20 protein-coding genes are annotated in these 15,555 nt (G+C 59.5%); 6 read left to right on the forward strand and 14 right to left on the reverse strand.

Annotated elements, in window-relative coordinates:
- Positions 1 to 126: 126 nt before the first annotated feature.
- From SBI20_RS16400 to SBI20_RS16415, 4 genes are all read right to left on the reverse strand, one after another.
- Entirely contained in the window at positions 127 to 462 is a 336-nt protein-coding gene (locus SBI20_RS16400; protein ID WP_317976187.1) for a single-stranded DNA-binding protein, read from the reverse strand.
- Between the two features lie 280 nt (positions 463 to 742).
- Entirely contained in the window at positions 743 to 1,354 is a 612-nt protein-coding gene (locus SBI20_RS16405) for a recombinase family protein (RefSeq protein WP_317976188.1), read from the reverse strand.
- Positions 1,351 to 1,773: a type II toxin-antitoxin system VapC family toxin gene (locus SBI20_RS16410; protein WP_317976244.1), complete on the reverse strand. Its 423-nt coding sequence runs from the start codon at positions 1,771 to 1,773 to the stop codon at positions 1,351 to 1,353. The genes SBI20_RS16405 and SBI20_RS16410 overlap by 4 nt, the downstream gene beginning before the upstream one ends.
- A complete protein-coding gene (locus SBI20_RS16415; protein ID WP_317976189.1) occupies positions 1,773 to 2,027 on the reverse strand; it encodes a FitA-like ribbon-helix-helix domain-containing protein in 255 nt (84 codons plus the stop codon). Before SBI20_RS16415 ends, SBI20_RS16410 begins: the two co-directional genes overlap by 1 nt.
- Before the next feature lie 318 nt (positions 2,028 to 2,345).
- Between SBI20_RS16415 and SBI20_RS16420 the strand changes: the two genes are divergently transcribed.
- Positions 2,346 to 2,873 (forward strand): hypothetical protein, encoded by a 528-nt coding sequence (locus tag SBI20_RS16420; RefSeq protein ID WP_317976190.1) that lies wholly within the window; start codon positions 2,346 to 2,348, stop codon positions 2,871 to 2,873.
- Positions 2,874 to 3,322: 449 nt separating this feature from the next.
- On the opposite strand, the gene SBI20_RS16425 is transcribed toward SBI20_RS16420, so the two are convergent.
- From SBI20_RS16425 to SBI20_RS16435, 3 genes are all read right to left on the reverse strand, one after another.
- On the reverse strand, positions 3,323 to 3,463 hold the full coding sequence (locus SBI20_RS16425) for a hypothetical protein (protein WP_317976191.1): 141 nt from the start codon (positions 3,461 to 3,463) through the stop codon (positions 3,323 to 3,325).
- 353 nt (positions 3,464 to 3,816) lie between these two features.
- The gene (locus tag SBI20_RS16430) at positions 3,817 to 4,332 is read right to left on the reverse strand and encodes a hypothetical protein (RefSeq protein WP_317976192.1); all 516 of its coding nucleotides are present in this window, start codon (positions 4,330 to 4,332) and stop codon (positions 3,817 to 3,819) included.
- A gap of 25 nt (positions 4,333 to 4,357) precedes the next feature.
- Positions 4,358 to 4,756, reverse strand: a complete 399-nt coding sequence (locus tag SBI20_RS16435; RefSeq protein WP_317976193.1) for a hypothetical protein — start codon at positions 4,754 to 4,756, stop codon at positions 4,358 to 4,360.
- A 74-nt stretch (positions 4,757 to 4,830) separates the two neighbouring features.
- On the opposite strand from SBI20_RS16435, the gene SBI20_RS16440 reads away from it, so the two are divergent.
- Together SBI20_RS16440 and SBI20_RS16445 are read left to right on the forward strand one after the other, a co-directional pair.
- Complete coding sequence (locus SBI20_RS16440) at positions 4,831 to 5,268, forward strand: LexA family protein (protein ID WP_317976245.1); 438 nt, start codon at positions 4,831 to 4,833, stop codon at positions 5,266 to 5,268.
- A gap of 7 nt (positions 5,269 to 5,275) precedes the next feature.
- Positions 5,276 to 6,538, forward strand: a complete 1,263-nt coding sequence (locus tag SBI20_RS16445; RefSeq protein ID WP_317976194.1) for a Y-family DNA polymerase — start codon at positions 5,276 to 5,278, stop codon at positions 6,536 to 6,538.
- Positions 6,539 to 6,598: 60 nt separating this feature from the next.
- Here SBI20_RS16445 and SBI20_RS16450 read toward each other — a convergent pair whose 3' ends face one another.
- Complete coding sequence (locus SBI20_RS16450) at positions 6,599 to 8,395, reverse strand: ParB/RepB/Spo0J family partition protein (RefSeq protein WP_317976195.1); 1,797 nt, start codon at positions 8,393 to 8,395, stop codon at positions 6,599 to 6,601.
- Between the two features lie 314 nt (positions 8,396 to 8,709).
- A complete protein-coding gene (locus tag SBI20_RS16455; RefSeq protein ID WP_317976196.1) occupies positions 8,710 to 10,185 on the reverse strand; it encodes a DUF4942 domain-containing protein in 1,476 nt (491 codons plus the stop codon).
- 395 nt (positions 10,186 to 10,580) lie between these two features.
- On the opposite strand from SBI20_RS16455, the gene SBI20_RS16460 reads away from it, so the two are divergent.
- The 3 genes from SBI20_RS16460 (at position 10,581) to SBI20_RS16470 (ending at position 12,811) form a co-directional block, all read left to right on the forward strand.
- Positions 10,581 to 10,739, forward strand: a complete 159-nt coding sequence (locus SBI20_RS16460) for a hypothetical protein (RefSeq protein ID WP_317976197.1) — start codon at positions 10,581 to 10,583, stop codon at positions 10,737 to 10,739.
- 118 nt (positions 10,740 to 10,857) lie between these two features.
- A complete protein-coding gene (locus SBI20_RS16465) occupies positions 10,858 to 12,069 on the forward strand; it encodes an IS256 family transposase (RefSeq protein WP_317976198.1) in 1,212 nt (403 codons plus the stop codon).
- A gap of 70 nt (positions 12,070 to 12,139) precedes the next feature.
- On the forward strand, positions 12,140 to 12,811 hold the full coding sequence (locus SBI20_RS16470; RefSeq protein ID WP_317976199.1) for a hypothetical protein: 672 nt from the start codon (positions 12,140 to 12,142) through the stop codon (positions 12,809 to 12,811).
- Between the two features lie 102 nt (positions 12,812 to 12,913).
- Here the strand turns inward: SBI20_RS16470 and SBI20_RS16475 are convergent, their stop codons facing one another.
- The 5 genes from SBI20_RS16475 to SBI20_RS16495 all read right to left on the reverse strand — a co-directional run bounded on the left by SBI20_RS16475 (position 12,914) and on the right by SBI20_RS16495 (position 15,424).
- Positions 12,914 to 13,576, reverse strand: a complete 663-nt coding sequence (locus SBI20_RS16475; protein WP_317976200.1) for a hypothetical protein — start codon at positions 13,574 to 13,576, stop codon at positions 12,914 to 12,916.
- Positions 13,577 to 13,880: 304 nt separating this feature from the next.
- Positions 13,881 to 14,117 carry a hypothetical protein gene (locus SBI20_RS16480; RefSeq protein ID WP_317976201.1) on the reverse strand — a complete coding sequence of 79 codons (237 nt, stop codon included), beginning with the start codon at positions 14,115 to 14,117 and terminating at the stop codon, positions 13,881 to 13,883.
- A gap of 13 nt (positions 14,118 to 14,130) precedes the next feature.
- Positions 14,131 to 14,919, reverse strand: a complete 789-nt coding sequence (locus SBI20_RS16485; RefSeq protein WP_317976202.1) for a hypothetical protein — start codon at positions 14,917 to 14,919, stop codon at positions 14,131 to 14,133.
- Positions 14,916 to 15,179 (reverse strand): hypothetical protein, encoded by a 264-nt coding sequence (locus SBI20_RS16490; protein ID WP_317976203.1) that lies wholly within the window; start codon positions 15,177 to 15,179, stop codon positions 14,916 to 14,918. Before SBI20_RS16490 ends, SBI20_RS16485 begins: the two co-directional genes overlap by 4 nt.
- A complete protein-coding gene (locus tag SBI20_RS16495; protein ID WP_317976204.1) occupies positions 15,176 to 15,424 on the reverse strand; it encodes a hypothetical protein in 249 nt (82 codons plus the stop codon). Before SBI20_RS16495 ends, SBI20_RS16490 begins: the two co-directional genes overlap by 4 nt.
- Positions 15,425 to 15,555: the final 131 nt, after the last annotated feature.

Genomic DNA, 15,555 nt, shown 5'->3' on the forward strand with positions numbered 1-15,555 from the left:
ACTTGCGATTGCGCAAGCCTTTCGCAAGTCTAGCTAGTGGCTGTCGATTGCCTTGCGATTGCTAAATGGCAATCCTTTTAGAAATCCGAAAGCGAGCGGGGCGACCAAAGTCGCCCCACAACAAGCTTAATCATCGCGGCCGAAATCAGCCGGATCGCCATGCTGTGAAAGCGTCGCGAAACCATCAGCAATCAGGTCCACGCTATAGACCGTCTGCCCCTCGCGCTCATACTGCGTCTGGCGGACTCGGCCTACGATATGAATGAGGTCGCCACGCCCCAATGCCTCAACACGCTCCATAGCCTTACCGAAAACAGTCACACGGTTCCAATGGGTGTCGCCCTCCCACTGCCCACCGATCTTGCGGCCATAGTTGGCGGCGACGTTGATGTAAGCCACCTTTTCCAGCACTTCTGTCCGGCCCACCCGACCAATGATGCGAAACTCTGCGAAATTCCTCATGGCTCATCCCTTCATGCGTCGTTGCTGACGCACATCACCGGAACGGCCACCTGGCGCAGGCAAGCTGAAAAACGGAGGGTCCGTTTACGGAAACCGTAGTCGCACAGCGACGGTTATCCGCTTGGGGCGAAGCGCAAACACGCAAGGGCAGGGGAGGCGTTCAAGTGCGTCAGACAGCAACACGCCCATGAAGGAACGGGACAATGCCAGATCAGCATCACTCAGACGGATGCGAGCCTGAACAGTAGGGCGCGAATAGACCGCGGAGACCTTTGCGCAACTAACCGACCGGGCAGGGCAGGGGGCCTGTCTCGGAAGCGGATGCCTCTGTGGCCTGCTCGCGGCGGAGCCGCTTGTAGATAGCTTGGCGGCTCACCCCCAAAAGATCGGCGACGGACGCCACACTCATTTCAGCAGAGCCAGACATCAGCGCCTTAACCTGCTGCCATTGTGAATCGCTGATCGACGGAGGCCGCCCCAAACGTTTGCCAGCGCGCCGCGCCGCCTGGAGCCCGGCATTGGTACGCTCTCGGATCACATCCCGCTCAAACTGAGCAAAGGCTCCAACCATATGAAAGAACAGCCGGCCACCGGGCGTCACCGTTTCGATCTGCTCGGTCAAGGACCGAAAACCAAGATCAAGTTTGGCCAGCAACTCCAACTCGGTGATGAGGGAGGTAAGGGACCGGCCCAGTCGATCTAGCCGCCATACAATGATCTCATCGCCAGCCCTGGCGTGCCGCAGCATGTCCGCAAAGGCCGGTTTGAGAACCATCGAGCCGCTGACCCCCTTATCCTCGAAGATGCGCTCCACGCCCGCCGCGCGAAGTGCGTCAATTTGCAGAGCGAGGTTCTGCTCCCCCGTGCTGACGCGCGCATATCCAAGCTTCATTCCCCAGCCTCCCAAGGATTGATGACAGCCACACCGCCAGCCTCGAAGGGGACAACATCGCGCGTGGCAACAGCAAACCCCCTCGATGCAGCTATGGCGGCAATGTAGCCATCTGGTGTCGGAAAGCCCTTGCCGTTGCTCCGGGCCTCTACCGCCAGATCGGCATAATGCTGCGCGGCATCGCTATCGAAAGGCAAAATGCGCCCGGCAAACAGAGGCTCAAGTCCGGTGAGCAAGGAAGCAAGGTTTTCCTTACGACGACCGGCCGGAAGCATGGCAATACCAAACAGCAGCTCGGCCTGGCTAACCGATGTGAGAAACAGAACCTCCGCTGGCTGATCGTCAAGCCAACGCCGCACACTCTCTGCGGGCTCAGGCTTCATCATTTCCGAAATGACGTTCGTACCCAGGACAATCATCAATCGAAGCTCAGCGGCTCAGCGGGCTTGCTGTCGCGGCAGGCTTCCATTGCAGCGATGTCGTCGTTGGTCAGCCCGACCTCACGACCAAGCTCCCAAAGAGCTTGCCCCATCTTCAGGCGCGACGCTGGCTTAACGGCTGCCGCGAGAATGGCACGCACTTCCGCTTCGGTGCTCTGGCCGTGGCTTGCAGCGAGGGCCTTGAGCCCCCGATGGACGTCCTCGGGTATATTGCGGATCGTCAAAGCTGGCATAACGCCATCACTCCTGCTATCAGAATGGTCAAAGTGATAGCATTGATCAAAAATGTCAACTTAATTTGAATTTTTTCTGATTAAGTTGACAGCGCCAAATTAGGCCACTTTGCTGCACTGCACAATCCGAAGAAACCTCGGCCATTCCCAAGGTCCGCACCGCGCGAGGTTGTCAGTCAACAAAACCACCCTTTTATTTACAAACAAAGGGGTGCCGGGATATGACAGGGCAGGTTCCCGCCACATGACAACCCGACCGCGCTAGCGTAGGGCTGGCGGCTACGTGTGTGCTGTATCGCAAAGGTCGTTCTGCCGATTATGGATGAGATTGAGGTAGAAGGCGTTCTCAGGGACTTGCGGCACCTGCACAGCTTTGTCGTCACCGTGCCCGGCAAAGGACTGGGCAATGGCGACCTTCGCGTCCGCATATCGCTGGGCCTTCATACCATCTCGAAGAGTTGCGCTCGCGGCGAACATCATCTGGAGGACGAGAACGGCAAGCCGCGCGCGTTTTGCGAAGACCGCTATGCCTTTTCGCTTGGCCTTCCGGAATTAGCCCGGCGAATGATCGAGCAGAATTATTTCTGCTGGCAGTCGCTGGATCGAAACCGGGCCATGAACTATGCCGTCATCGATATCGCGCCAGGTCGGATCCGAGAGCTGGTTGATGGCGAACATCAGGTGATCTTCTTCTACCTCTATCCGTGCAGCCAGGACGTAGCTGACGTTAATCTGGTCGTGACGAGTTGCCATGCCCGCGAAGTTGCGTTCGGCCGGATCAAACGGCGTTTCAACATGCTCACAGTGCTGCGCACCTGCCTATTCCAGCAGAAAAGGGTGCCCTAACGGAAAAGGGCCTCCGCTTTAGGCGGAAGCCCTTTAAAGAAGCGGGTGTGCCTTACCGTGGAGTACCGGCCTTAGAGGCGCACATGCTGCGGCGACCGTTTTACCGGAAGCCCCGCTGTCCGTAGCTGATTCTCTAATGCCCTAAAGTGGTAAAAGTTTCAATAAAAACTTGAACCGAGGGGTACGCGGGGGGGGCTACACACAGCGAAGCTTCCGACACTCATCTATCGCGATCCTGATCGTGGCGCGATGGGGCAACGGCGCGACGCTCATCCCGTTTTCATTCGGCCATAGAAGCACTGCCGCGAATACGGCAACCGCCATGATCCCGATGCCCAGTTAGGGCCAGAGCGGCGATCTTTTTTCTGAAAGCGCAGCGGGATGATATTCGAAGGCGGTCGTTTGGCTCGCCTCATAAGCGATTGCCTCGATGACAGCGCAGCACGCCTCTATTTATCCGACTTCGATTTACCCGGTGCCGGTTGGCTCTGCGGCTGCGGAGGCATCACTTTGGGCATAGGTGGTTTGATCTGGGTGATGGGCAGGACAAAGCTTTCCTGCCCAACAAAATCACGGTCTTTATCAGCCATGCTGTTCCTACTTCTTGATATCTGGCGCCGGTTTTGGCGGGGACACCGCTGGCATGGGAGGCTTCACTTGCGCTGTCGGAAGAACCTTGCCGTCCTGGGCCAAGATCCGGGGCGTGTTCGGTCGTTTGTCACTCGTCATCGTCAGTCCCTTACTTTTTGGGCGGGGTATCCGGTTTAGGCGGGGATACCTTGGGCATGGGCGGCTTGAGTTGCGTAGTAGGCAGAACCCTGCCTTCGTTAAGGCTGGTTCTACCTTCGTCTTTTTGCGGTCGCTTGTCGGTCACAGGAAACTCCCATTCATTGATCCCGCGCAGATCGCCAGTGGCACGCGCATATAAATAGGCACTTTTGGCCTAAGTAGCATCGTCATCGCCAGCTATGGTTGCCATATAATCCGTGCTTTCAGACTGAGCGATGGACAACAATTTTACGTCTTCAGGTAGAGACATGCCTTTGAATGATTTTTTCTGAGCTAAGTTAACTTTCTTTTTCAGAGCCATTGTCTGAGTGTGGATTTCCTGATCGGTGAGGCGACCATGGCTGACAGCGAACCACACCTCTTCGGCAGCAAGAGCCAGTCCATCCAATTCCGGTCCGAACAATGAAAGTGCGCGCAATCGTGCCTTATATGGAAGATACGGCTTTATGACAGAAAGCACCTGCGATGCAGCTATGATAAGTGTCCATACAAACCATAAATCTTTCCAAATCAACCAACCCGCAATTGAAGAGCTAGATGCAAGCGCCGAAAATATATTTATATTTCTGTCAATAATTTCAACCTTGGCATGATAGCGGTTTATGTAGATGGCATTACGATTGATTGTCGCGAAGTTATACCAAAATTGTTTTTGCGCTTTACTCGCCATCAACCCTAGCCCTCCCGTCCGGTCATCAGACCGAATAATGGGTGCGTTTTATCAGATATAAGACATAGGCGACAGCGGCCGCGCCGTGAGCGTGGAAAACATTCTTCACGATCTCCAGACCGATCGTGATAACCTCTGACATGGACGCCTTCATCAAGTGGTGCTTAAACAACCCCACTATGGCACATTGATGCCCCCGGGGGAGGGCATCTACTCCATCAGGTATGTTCGAAACCCCGTCTTTCCGCAGCGCTACAGCCAACGTGAATTTACGGTGGGTTCGATCGCCGTACCGGACGCCCTGAACGTCTGGAGAGGCGGCGTGAGCCGACATTCCCAGCACCGCATCGGAACGGCTTAAGTTGCTCGGGTGCGAACGGTGGCCGACAGGACGGAGGGAAACGCCGCTGTGCAAAATCAGCATACGTCTCCGCGCCCACATGTTCACAATATGTTCTTTTTGTGGTACGAGCCGGGAACGAGATGGGGAATATGATCATGAAGCTGCCAGTCGCGCAGCCGGTCCCGCTCGCCGACCTAGCGCCGGGCTTCCGGCTCCGGGCGATCGGCGTTGCAGGCGCCGGCTTTCCAAGCCCCGCCCAGGATTGGGAAGAGGATGCCATCAATCTATCGGAATTGCTGCGTCTCGATAGGGCTGGCAGCTTCGTGTTCCGCATTGATGGCAACAGCATGGTCGATGCCGGTATTTCTGACGGCGATGTCGTCGTCGTTGATCGCGATGTCACCCCGCGCAGTGGCCATATCGTCATCGCGGTGATCGGCGGCGGCTTTGTATGCCGCCAGCTTACGCGGCGAGGGGGCGTACCTTACCTAGAGGCGCGCAACAGCCGACAGCGCTATCCAGAACAGATCGCCGACGATACGACCGAGGTGTGGGGCGTCGTCCGTGCTGGCGTGCGCGATTTCCAGCGGTAGCCGCTCTATGACGTGGGCGATCGTGGACATCGCTAATTTCTATGTCAGCGCCGAGCGGGTCTTTGATCCACGGCTGCGGCGGGTGCCCGTCATCGTCCTATCGAACAACGATGGTTGCGCGATTGCCCGCAGCGAGGAGGCCAAAGCGCTGCATATCAAGATGGGCGATCCGGTGTTCAAAATCCGTGATGTCATCAAGCGCCACGGGATCGAACTGCGATCGTCGAATTACGAACTCTATGCAGACATGAATCGCCGGTTCAACGCGGTCATTGCCGAGCATAGCGACGTGGTGGAAATCTACTCGATCGATGAGAGCTTTTTCCGCCTCCCCGTCCTTGCCTGCGGCAACGGCGATGTCGGGACGGCCGAGAAAGTAAGGGCAGCAATCGCCCGCGTGACCGGCCTGCCCACCCGTATAGGGTTGGGGCCGACCCGCACCCTTTCCAAGGTAGCCAACGCGCTGGCAAAGGCGACCGAAAAGGTCTGGGGCGGCGTGGTGGACCTGCACGACATTGCCCTGCGGACACGAATGCTGGCTCAATGGCCGGTGCAGGAAACCTGGGGTGTGGGGCCAGCACTGGCCGCGCGGCTGCGCCCGCTTGGTGTCCGCACCACAGGGGATCTGGCGGCCTTGCCGCCAGCAGTGGCCCGCGATGTGGGAACGGTCATCCTCGAACGCTTGGTCCGCGAGTTGAACGGGATCGAGTGCGAGGATTTCAAACCAGAGCCGGATGTGCGCAAGGCAACCGCTGTGACGCGGCAGTTTGGTGGCCCGGTTACGGATCTGGCCGAGCTGCGCGAGGCCATGGTGCGGCGCGCTGTGCGCGCCGCCGAAAAAATCCGCCATCAGGGCCTCGATGCCACGCGGCTCATCGCCTTTGCCCATGGCTCACGGTTCAAGGCCAACGCACCATCGGCAAGCCGCCAGACCCGCCTATCGCCACCCAGTAACGATCCGCGCGTGATCGCGAGCCTCGCAGGCAATATGATGGAGGCGATGTTTCAGCCTGGCGCGGTCTATACGAAATGCGGGGTGCTGCTGGAGGAGCTGATCCCAACGGGGACGGGGCAGAGAGATTTCTTTGCCGCAGAAGATCCGCGCGCGCCCTCGTTACTGGCGGCGATGGATGATCTCAATGGCCGGTACGGGCGCGGCACAATCCAACTCGCGGCGCAGGGCTTTGGCAGTCGGACCATCGACACGAAGCGGAGCCAGAAAAGCCCTTCGTGGACCACGAATTTCGCCGAAATTCCCGTAGCCCGGTGACAGTGGCAATCCATGCCAGAAATGCGCCGGTGAGGCCGCAAGACCCCACCGGCAGCACCATTATGCAGCCTTGGACATTTCGCCTTCGTCGTCGGGCTGCTCGGGAACGGAAGGCAGGGGATTGACCGGGGCAGGCATCCAACCTGCGGGCAGACGCTCGGCCACCGCCACCGCCAGATCGTTGCGCTTCATCTTAGCGCAGTTCTCAGCCGCATTCGGACCGCAAGCCTCGGTGAGGATAGCCAGCAAGGCTCCCTTCTTCATGCGGGTGAACACCTCACATCCCGGCGCCCAGACATCGGCCATATTGAGCCCGGCGGCTTCGGCATAAAGGTCAGCGGTGCGCAACCGGGTTTCATCCGCGTCCCCATTGTGCTGGGTCGCATCGATGGTGATCGCCACCAGTCCGGCAAGAAGCTCCATTTTCTCGGCAGGAGCCATATTCCGAATGGCTGTAAACCGCCCCTCTTCTGGTACAGCCGCAAAGCGCTGCGCCATGGCCGTTTCCACGCGCACGATGCTGCTACCACCCATCAGTTCGTCATCCACCTCCGGGGCGTGGCGAATGGGCGAAACCGATGCCGCGAGCCGATAGCTGTAAGTTCCATGCAGAAGCTGGGCCGCCATCGTGTCGAGAAGAATATCGAGGGCAAGGGCAGGATCGAAGGCAACGGCCTGCTGCAACGCCAGCGTCCGAATGCCGCTCAACTGTTCGATAAGCGCCTTGGAATAGGGGCCTTCCGCCGCCTTCGGCCTATCGCCCCGGTCACTATCGTCATCCGAACGCAGCCGGATATAGCGAACATCCAGAGCGCCGCGATAATCGATATAGGCAACGACACCGTGCTGCGCGCGAAGTTCGGGCGGATAGCTCTGCAAGGCGGTTTCCAGCGCGTCGAGGCGATCATGCAGGTCTGCAAGTTCCTCGCTCTCAGGGTCGCTTTCCGTGATTTCATCGATGCGCGCGGAAAGCTGTTCGATTTCAGCCGCCTCGGCCTCACTCGCCTCCCGCTTCACCGGATGGAGCATAGGACGGCAATAGATGTCATCGGGGCGCGTGGTCGATGCCTCCACCGTCTTCCACCCCATATCGCGCAGTTCCGCGCCGATCTGCGCCATCTTGGCCTCGGCAAGCTGCTCAAGCAATTCGGGATCGTCGGCGTAACCCGATCCGTCCTTGCCGAACAAATCAGCGGTGATAGTTCCGCCCGCGGCCTCGTAAGCCTCGCGGCCCACAAAAATAAAGGTGCCGCAATCGGTGGCCACCTTCTCACTGGTAAGAGCCTGCCGAATGCGGTGGGCGTTGTCGCCATGCCGGTTGAACAATTCAACCTGCTGGGCTGGGTCGCTGGTGATGGTGAGCGCACGGGCCGTCTCGATGCTCAACCGGTCCTCACCCATTTCGTCGAGCAGCACCGAGGCCAGGCTGCCAAGGCTCAACAGCTTTTTCACATGGGCTTCGGAATAGCCGAAACGCACCGCGATGTCCGCCGCGCTCAATCCGCCCTGATCGCGCAAAGCGGCATAGGCCCTGACGGCATCAGCCGGATGCATTTCTTCCCTCTGGGCATTCTCGGCAAGCGACAGCTCGACCGCTTCCTCCTTGCTCCGCACCACCACGGCGACGGGATAGGTGCCGGTAATGGCTTTGCGCTTTTTCAGCAGTTCGAGCGCACGAAAACGGCGCCCCCCGGCGAAGACATGATAGGCCCCATCTTCTTCGTAAGTGGCGAGGTTCTGGATCAGGCCATGGGCGGCGATGTCATCGGCCATGCTTTCGATGGCGCTGGGCTTCACGCGGCGCACGTTGAGCGGGGAAAGGCGAAGCTGCGAGAATTTCACGGTCTGGATGGTCATGTTTCTGTTTCCCTTGTTCTGAATAGAGCCGAAGGCGATGGGCTCACCATCGACTTCTGGCCCTCGCCGAGAGCAGGGGTGAATGTGCGGGGACTGGTCGCGGGGGAGGGGGATCACCCGGCCTGCACCGGAGCGCAGCGCAGGGAAGGTTGGGGACACCCCCGCGACCACCAAGCACCGCCAAAGGCGGTGACGGCCTGGTCCTTGCACAGAGGGGGCAGCGCCCCTTCAAGACGGGCAACGACACGCCGCGCAGCGGCTCACTTTGTTGGATTGGCGCGCGGAGAAAACGAGCCCCCCCGCGCGCGCCCCACCTATCCCGGCTTGCGGATCGCCAGAACAACCGTGTTGACGTTGGTGCCAGCGTGAGCGAATGAACCGGGAGGCAGGTCAAACCACTTATCTTTGCGTCCCCAGCGGCAAACCGGTGCGGCCTGCTCGACAAGCCGGTGCAAGGCCAGATGGCGCTTGTCCTCGGCAAATTCGGCGCGCGCGGACATAATCGCCACCAGTACGCCCCCCGGCTTCAAAAACTGGTAGGCGTGGCGTACATGGTCGCAGTCGCGGCCGCGATCAAAGGGCGGGTTCATCACCACGCGGTCAAAAGGCGCAAAGTCTGCCGGGTTGAGGGCCAGAAAGTCGCCTTCTATCACGTCCGCAAAGCCGTGGAGAACGCCCAATTCGTGCGCGAGGCCGGGCTGAATTTCAACGCATGTGACCTCGGCGCCTGCATCACGGGCAGGCTTAGCCAGCGCCGCGCTTCCGGCGCTCGGCTCAAGGATGCGCTCGCCGGGCTGAATCTCGGCGCGCTCGATCACCATTTTCGCGATGTCCTCACAGGTGAAGAAGGCCCCAAAGTTCTTGGCCGGGGTAAGGTGGAAGCTGGGGGCATCCTCAGCCTCGGTGGTGTCGTAGCCGTCCCCGATCACCTCGCCGTAATACTCGGCCAGGAGGAGATTCACGGCATTGAGAAGGTCTTTGTTTTCGAACCAGATATGCAGGTTGCCGTTCTTGAAAATCCGCACCCGCCAGTAATCGCCGTGAATGACGGTCGGCAGGCTGGCACGGTAGCGGCCCGCGTCGGTGACAAGGCCCGCGATGCTCTGGCTTTCGGAAACAGGCGGCTTGCCGTCCAGTTCGCGAAAGACACGCTCAACATCGCGCAAGGTGTCGCGGCGCTCATAGCGATCCCATGAACCCCACTCGTTCAAGGCCCTGTCGATGATGAGGCGCGATCCGATTTTGAAACCGTCGTGCGAGCGAAAGCGGCGGTCCAGCTTGGCAAAAACGTTCGCGATCCCGCGCAGATATAGTTCGCGCCGCTGGCCCCAGATATTGCCGAAAGTGGCCGAACAGTTTTCGGCGGTGAAGGCGGCGGGCGCATCGCGCAAACCGTCATGAAATTCCCGGCGCGCCTGCTCGTCCAGCAACTGATCGAAGCCGAGTTGATCCATCAGCGCGCGCCAGCATCGCCGGTCAACGGTCTGGGTCAGAACGGTTGTGAAGTTCTCACGCGCGGGAATCTCGGTGATCTTGCGGGTTTCCCGGTCGGCCTTCTGAAGCGGCTCGGCGGTGATGAAAGCCTTGGTCAGCTTGTCCTCGTAGCGGTCGCCGCTGGTCGAGAGCGCCAGCGTTCCGGCAATGGAGAGCCGCCCGGCGGCATCGCGGGTGGCGTGATAGTGGTCATAAAGATCAAGCCACATGGCAATGGTATGGTCGCGCCCCTTGCAAATGTCGGTGATCTGCTGCGGGGTCATGAGATCCTGACCTGTCGTCGGCTGCTCGAACATGAACTTCGCTCCTCTTGGGCTGTGCCGTCTGCCTGTGGCTGCGGCTCTGACCTGCTGGCGAAGCGCGGGATGGGGAGGGAGAAGCGAAATCGACAGGAGTTGGTGCGGGCCGCAAGCCTAGAGAGGCCCGACGCGCCAGGCGCGCCGTCCTGGCCGATCTTGGCGGCAACCCGGTCATGTCTATTTTGCTTCGGGGAACGAAAGGGCAGGAGCCTTTGGTGTTCCCCCTTCACTAGAAGGTGGCGGCCGTGCCGCCTCGAAATTGAGCGAGGATCGTCACCCCATGGGACGAAACCGCATAGCGGGTTCGGTCGGAGCCTAGCGGAGATAGAGCCGTGCCGTTAGGTCGCTCCCCTGTTACCGACATTTCCATAGTGCAAATTGCATTTGGCTTCGTGGACGATATCCAGGACACATTGTATATTCACGGCATGACAGAGCCTGCTTACCGCGAGAAATATGTCGCCTTCATCGACCTGCTCGGATTTTCAAACTTGGTCCAGCAATCGGCCGTTAGCGTCCGCGCTCGTGGTGTAATTTCCGGTTTAGATTGAGGCGATCGCATGGGGTGGGGCATGCCCCACCCCATGCGATTTCGATCTCGGTGGCCACCGGGCTCATCGGTAAGGTGGAGTTACCACACTTCACACGCCCACCGAGGAGTTGATCTCGATGACCGACGACAGACTACCGCTTGCCGAACTGATGGCGAAGACCGGGGATGGAGATTTTCTGCGCACAATCGCAGAGAGTGTTTTGCAGATCATCATGGAAGCCGACGTTGACGGCTTGGTCGGTGCTGGCCGCCATGAACGATCCGGCGACCGGACGACCTGGCGCAATGGCTACCGCGACCGCAGCCTCGATACCCGGCTCGGCACGCTCAACCTCAAGATCCCCAAGCTGCGGACCGGCGCTTACTTTCCGGGCTTTCTGGAACCGAGGAAGACCGTTGAGAAAGCGCTGGTCGCGGTGATCCAAGAGGCGTGGATTGCTGGCGTCAGCACCCGGCGCGTGGATGAACTGGTCCAGGCCATGGGTATGAGCGGCATCTCCAAGTCCTCGGTGTCCAAGCTGTGCAAGGACATCGATGAGCGCGTCCATGCCTTCCTGAAGCGCCCGCTCACCGGCGATTGGCCCTACCTCTGGCTCGACGCTACCTACCTCAAGGTGCGCGAGGGCGGGCGGATCGTCAGCGTCGCCGCGATAATCGCCGTAGCCGTCAACACCGAGGGCAAGCGCGAGATTGTCGGCCTCCACATCGGCCCTTCCGAGGCTGAGGTGTTCTGGTCCGATTTCCTCAAGGACCTCGCACGGAGGGGGCTGACTGGCGTGAAGCTGGTGATCTCCGACGCCCACGAGGGCCTCAAGGCGGCGATCACCCGAGTGCTCAGCGCCACCTGGCAGCGTTGCCGCGTCCACTTCATGCGCAATGCCCTGGCCTATGTGCCCAAGGGCCAGAACACTGTTGTTGCCGCCGCCATCCGCCAGGTCTTCCTCCAGCCCGATCACGCTGCCGCAACACAGGTCTGGCGCCAGGTCGCCGACCAGTTGCGCGCCCGCTGGCCGAAGCTCGGCGCCTGCATGGACGACGCCGAGCATGACGTGCTCGCCTACATGGCCTTCCCCGAGCAGCACCGGGTGAAGTTGCACAGCACCAACCCGCTGGAACGCCTGAACAAGGAAGTGAAGCGCCGTGCCGATGTCGTCGGCATCTTCCCGAACGAGGACAGCATCATCCGCCTCGTCGGCGCCGTTCTGCTCGAGCAGAACGACGAATACCAACTCCAACACCGCTACATGCAGATTGAGGGCATGGCAGCCCTCGCCACACCAATCATCGAGGAGGTTCAGCCGCTACAGATTACACCCAAGGCCGCCTGAAAATGCAGCCCGATGGCCACACCCGAATTTACACCACATTGACGGACGCGACCAATCGGCCGATGACAAAATGGCTCTGAAGGCTGTTGTCGATGCCATCGACCGCCTCAAAAACACCGCCTGCGAAAATCCAGCAACGAACACTCTCATCACTTATTTCAGCGATTGTCTGGTGCTTTCATGCGAACGCAGTCCTCGTGCATTAATGGGCATGTTGCAGAATCTAGTGACGATCGCGGAAAACCTGCTTGTCGTCGATGTGATGGTGCGTGGCGCCCTGACAGTCGGTCAAATTCATCACGACCGCCATTTCATGTTCGGGCCAGCCATGATCGAAGCTTATCGAATGGAGTGCAAAGAGGTCAGTCACCCGGCGATCATGTTCAGCCCCGCAATCAGCGCGGACATTGAGGCGTCTGATCTTCAGCCTTTGATGATGCACGACAACGCCGATCCAGAGCGAAAATATCTGCACTACCTGATCAATTTTGAAGCGTATGATCCTACGCCGCTAGCGGGAACCGTGATCCTCGATGGTCCCGCGCGGTTGGTACGGCACTACCTCGCCAAGAGAATTGCAGAACACAAAGACGAACGCCTACTTGCGAAGGCGATCTGGTTAGAACGCTATTGGAATGACACGGTGGGAACTCGTGGAATTTTGGGAATGGTAGATCGGGACGCCGATCGCATTCCGCCAGATGCACGGCCATTCCGTAGTCAGCGCTTCATTGCGGGCTGAGAGCCAGACCCAAAATCTCGGGGCTGAAACCGCAAAGCAGGTTCGGTCGAAGCGGAGCGGAGATAGAGCCGTGCCGCAAGGCCGCTCCCGGAAATACGAATGTCAGGGCTTTTGAGCGATCAGGGCCATGACGGTTTGCTTGCCATCCATCCAGGCCGCGGCGGTAGGGCTTCGCCAGGCAATCATGTCATGGATGCGCTGATAGTCGTCGGCCAGATTTCGGGTAAAGACTGGCTCATGATGGGCAATCCGGTTGCGCAGGTGCCGGATGGCCTGAAGATCGGCATAGGCTTGCGCCCGGCATAGGGGAATGGCCTGTGCGAGCGGATCCCAAGAAAAGAACGTCCGGAAATGCGCGTTCCAAAGTCGGCTATCCTGGCCGGCTGTGAAGATGTTTTCCCAGAAGGCAAATTTGAGTTCAGCAATGATCTTGCCGGTTGTGGGCAGCCTGTGCGCGCAGACCTGAAGATCATCGGCCGGATTGTAGCGAAATTTGCTCTTCGGGCGTGGCAAGCTGCGGATAAAACCGTTGTTCCACGGCCAGTTTGCACCATGGACAGCCTCGATCGCTTCAGCGATCCCGTTGCGCACCGCCACTTCGCAGACCTGGAGCGGCACGATCAGGGCCGAGGATATATCCAGATTCCACGCATAGAGTTCGAGCGCCATTTCCCGGTCATTGCCCATGGCCTGAAGGTAGGTGGCGAAACGCGGGGCGGAGATGACGCCTGGCAGATCCTGAAGCTCGGCGGGAGAGAAAGGCAACGTCGCTATCCTGTCTGCGCACGGTATTGACGAACCCGTCAACACCACCATATAAGAGGCTCTCGGCTTTGAGAACGCGGGCTAACGCCCCCCCTCATCGTCTAAGGAAATAAAAGGCCCGCCGAAAGGCGGGCCTTTTATTTTTCTGCGCAAACACCGCAAATTTCCACCATCATGGGCAAACCGATAGAGCGCCGCGCAGCGGCTCCCTCTTCATTCTGTCCTTGTGGCGGCGCGCGTAACGCGCGCCGCCACAAGGACGCGCCGCGCCCAGCGGCACAGCATGGGCGCGGCGTCTCCATCATTATGGCGAAATCACTTCTATGATGCCGCGCCCCTCGCGGATGACGGGCCGCCCGAAATCATCGGTTTCCGGCTTGCGCCAGTGATAGGCAAAGCGGCCCGCCTCGCCCGCGATCGGCGTCACCGTGTAGGCGATCCGTTTGGATTGACCGGAAGTCCAGCCCTTGCCGATGATCTCGGCAAGGTGGCGCTTGTTGGTCGCGGTCAGGTGAAGGCCCTCGATCAGACAGATTTGCATGGGTCCACCTCGATCAAAACGCGAAAGCGGCTTGGCCGCTCACCTCGGTATAACTGGTGGCCGGTCCAGCGGTGAAGCGATCCCGGCCAAGCTGGGTCCATTGCAGGAATCCGGCCCGATCATGGGAAAACCAACCGTCCTCGATGCCGTGAATGATGGCCCAAGCCTGCTCTTCAGCGACGATTCCGGGGCCGATATTGATGGGCCAAAATTCAGAGCCGCTGTCCTGCCTGCACAGGCTGGGCGCAGAAAACTGGCGGATGATGACCGCCCGGTCATCGGGTTCGCACGCGCCCAGCTCGCGCATGATATGGCGGGCTTGGCCAATGGTGATATAGCCCTTGCCCGCCCTGCTTTCGTGGTGCGAATGACGGCACCCATAAACGACAGCGCGAAAGATCGAAGCCGGATCGGTAAAGTGCTGCGTCTCGATCAGTTCGCCCACCAAGCCTTCGCAGATAAGATCCACGGCGTGAAACCATGCCCCTTTGCCCCGCTCGGTGTAACCGTATGCGTTGGTGATCCCTTCGTGCGCCACCTCGATCCCCAGCGCCTCGACGTGCTGCACGAAAGGATGCGCGGCAAGGCCGGGGTGCATCAAACCAATTTTACGCGGCTCGCCCTTCTCCGGCCGGATGACTTCGAGCGGCCCCCGGAACAAGCGCGAAGGCAGATTCCACGGGGAAGGAAGGGGGAAGCCTTGGGGCACATGAAGCGCCCCGTTGATGTCCAAAAGAAAGCTGTTGGCGGCAAGGCCAGCGGCAACGATCTGGTCGCCCAGCGTGTCGGTCGCGGCGCTCATTGGCCTACCCCCGAAATGATCGCGCCGAAACCAAAACCCTCGGCAGCGTCCTCAATGGTGGTCTCAAGGCCGTCAAAATCTTCCTCCGGCCCCAAAAGGTCTGCAATCTCGATGACGGTGGCAAGATCCGCGCCGTGGTTCTCTGCCAAGTCTTTGATGTAACCGAAGCGGTCAAAATTGCCCTCCTCCTCATAGCGCGAAAGGTCGATGGTCCGTGCAGCGTTGAGCCGGAGAATGGTTGCGAGCGGGGTGCCGGTCATGCGCTCAACTCCGCATAAGTGGCGCTGCATTCATAGCGGATCGCATCGCCATCCCACATGGGGCCGATCAAGCCTGTGAATTTGGGCGCGCCTTGAAGCTCTTGTCGCTGGCTCGCATTGCTGTTGAAGCCCCGGCACCGAAAACCCTCGACGGCGGCGCGGGCGGCCACGATCTGCGCGCTGGCTCCCTCGATTTCGATCGTGCGGAAACCTTGCTGAGCGGTCTGATAAATGCGGATTTTCATACGCTTGTTTCCCTTTCTCTTTTGATGGAGCCGAAGGCGATGGCGTCCATCGACTTCTGCCCGCTGGCGAAGTGGGTCGGGGAATGGCGCAAACACGGGCTGGTCGCGGGGGAGGGGGATCACCCATCCTG

The organism is Novosphingobium sp. IK01, from assembly GCF_033242265.1.
In the GTDB taxonomy this organism is placed as follows: Bacteria; Pseudomonadota; Alphaproteobacteria; order Sphingomonadales; family Sphingomonadaceae; genus Novosphingobium; species Novosphingobium pituita.

What these genes read in the sequence shown, in the direction of transcription:
- SBI20_RS16420 (WP_317976190.1), top strand. Translation starts at nt 2,346, where the DNA reads ATGGATGAGATTGAGGTAGAAGGCGTTCTCAGGGACTTGCGGCACCTG.
- SBI20_RS16490 (WP_317976203.1), bottom strand. Translation starts at nt 15,179, where the DNA reads ATGACCGGCACCCCGCTCGCAACCATTCTCCGGCTCAACGCTGCACGG.
- SBI20_RS16450 (WP_317976195.1), bottom strand. Translation starts at nt 8,395, where the DNA reads ATGACCATCCAGACCGTGAAATTCTCGCAGCTTCGCCTTTCCCCGCTC.
- SBI20_RS16410 (WP_317976244.1), bottom strand. Translation starts at nt 1,773, where the DNA reads ATGATTGTCCTGGGTACGAACGTCATTTCGGAAATGATGAAGCCTGAG.
- SBI20_RS16415 (WP_317976189.1), bottom strand. Translation starts at nt 2,027, where the DNA reads ATGCCAGCTTTGACGATCCGCAATATACCCGAGGACGTCCATCGGGGG.
- SBI20_RS16425 (WP_317976191.1), bottom strand. Translation starts at nt 3,463, where the DNA reads ATGGCTGATAAAGACCGTGATTTTGTTGGGCAGGAAAGCTTTGTCCTG.
- SBI20_RS16400 (WP_317976187.1), bottom strand. Translation starts at nt 462, where the DNA reads ATGAGGAATTTCGCAGAGTTTCGCATCATTGGTCGGGTGGGCCGGACA.
- SBI20_RS16485 (WP_317976202.1), bottom strand. Translation starts at nt 14,919, where the DNA reads ATGAGCGCCGCGACCGACACGCTGGGCGACCAGATCGTTGCCGCTGGC.
- SBI20_RS16470 (WP_317976199.1), top strand. Translation starts at nt 12,140, where the DNA reads ATGGCTCTGAAGGCTGTTGTCGATGCCATCGACCGCCTCAAAAACACC.
- SBI20_RS16445 (WP_317976194.1), top strand. Translation starts at nt 5,276, where the DNA reads ATGACGTGGGCGATCGTGGACATCGCTAATTTCTATGTCAGCGCCGAG.
- SBI20_RS16455 (WP_317976196.1), bottom strand. Translation starts at nt 10,185, where the DNA reads ATGTTCGAGCAGCCGACGACAGGTCAGGATCTCATGACCCCGCAGCAG.
- SBI20_RS16430 (WP_317976192.1), bottom strand. Translation starts at nt 4,332, where the DNA reads ATGGCGAGTAAAGCGCAAAAACAATTTTGGTATAACTTCGCGACAATC.
- SBI20_RS16440 (WP_317976245.1), top strand. Translation starts at nt 4,831, where the DNA reads ATGAAGCTGCCAGTCGCGCAGCCGGTCCCGCTCGCCGACCTAGCGCCG.
- SBI20_RS16495 (WP_317976204.1), bottom strand. Translation starts at nt 15,424, where the DNA reads ATGAAAATCCGCATTTATCAGACCGCTCAGCAAGGTTTCCGCACGATC.
- SBI20_RS16405 (WP_317976188.1), bottom strand. Translation starts at nt 1,354, where the DNA reads ATGAAGCTTGGATATGCGCGCGTCAGCACGGGGGAGCAGAACCTCGCT.
- SBI20_RS16480 (WP_317976201.1), bottom strand. Translation starts at nt 14,117, where the DNA reads ATGCAAATCTGTCTGATCGAGGGCCTTCACCTGACCGCGACCAACAAG.
- SBI20_RS16465 (WP_317976198.1), top strand. Translation starts at nt 10,858, where the DNA reads ATGACCGACGACAGACTACCGCTTGCCGAACTGATGGCGAAGACCGGG.
- SBI20_RS16435 (WP_317976193.1), bottom strand. Translation starts at nt 4,756, where the DNA reads ATGCTGATTTTGCACAGCGGCGTTTCCCTCCGTCCTGTCGGCCACCGT.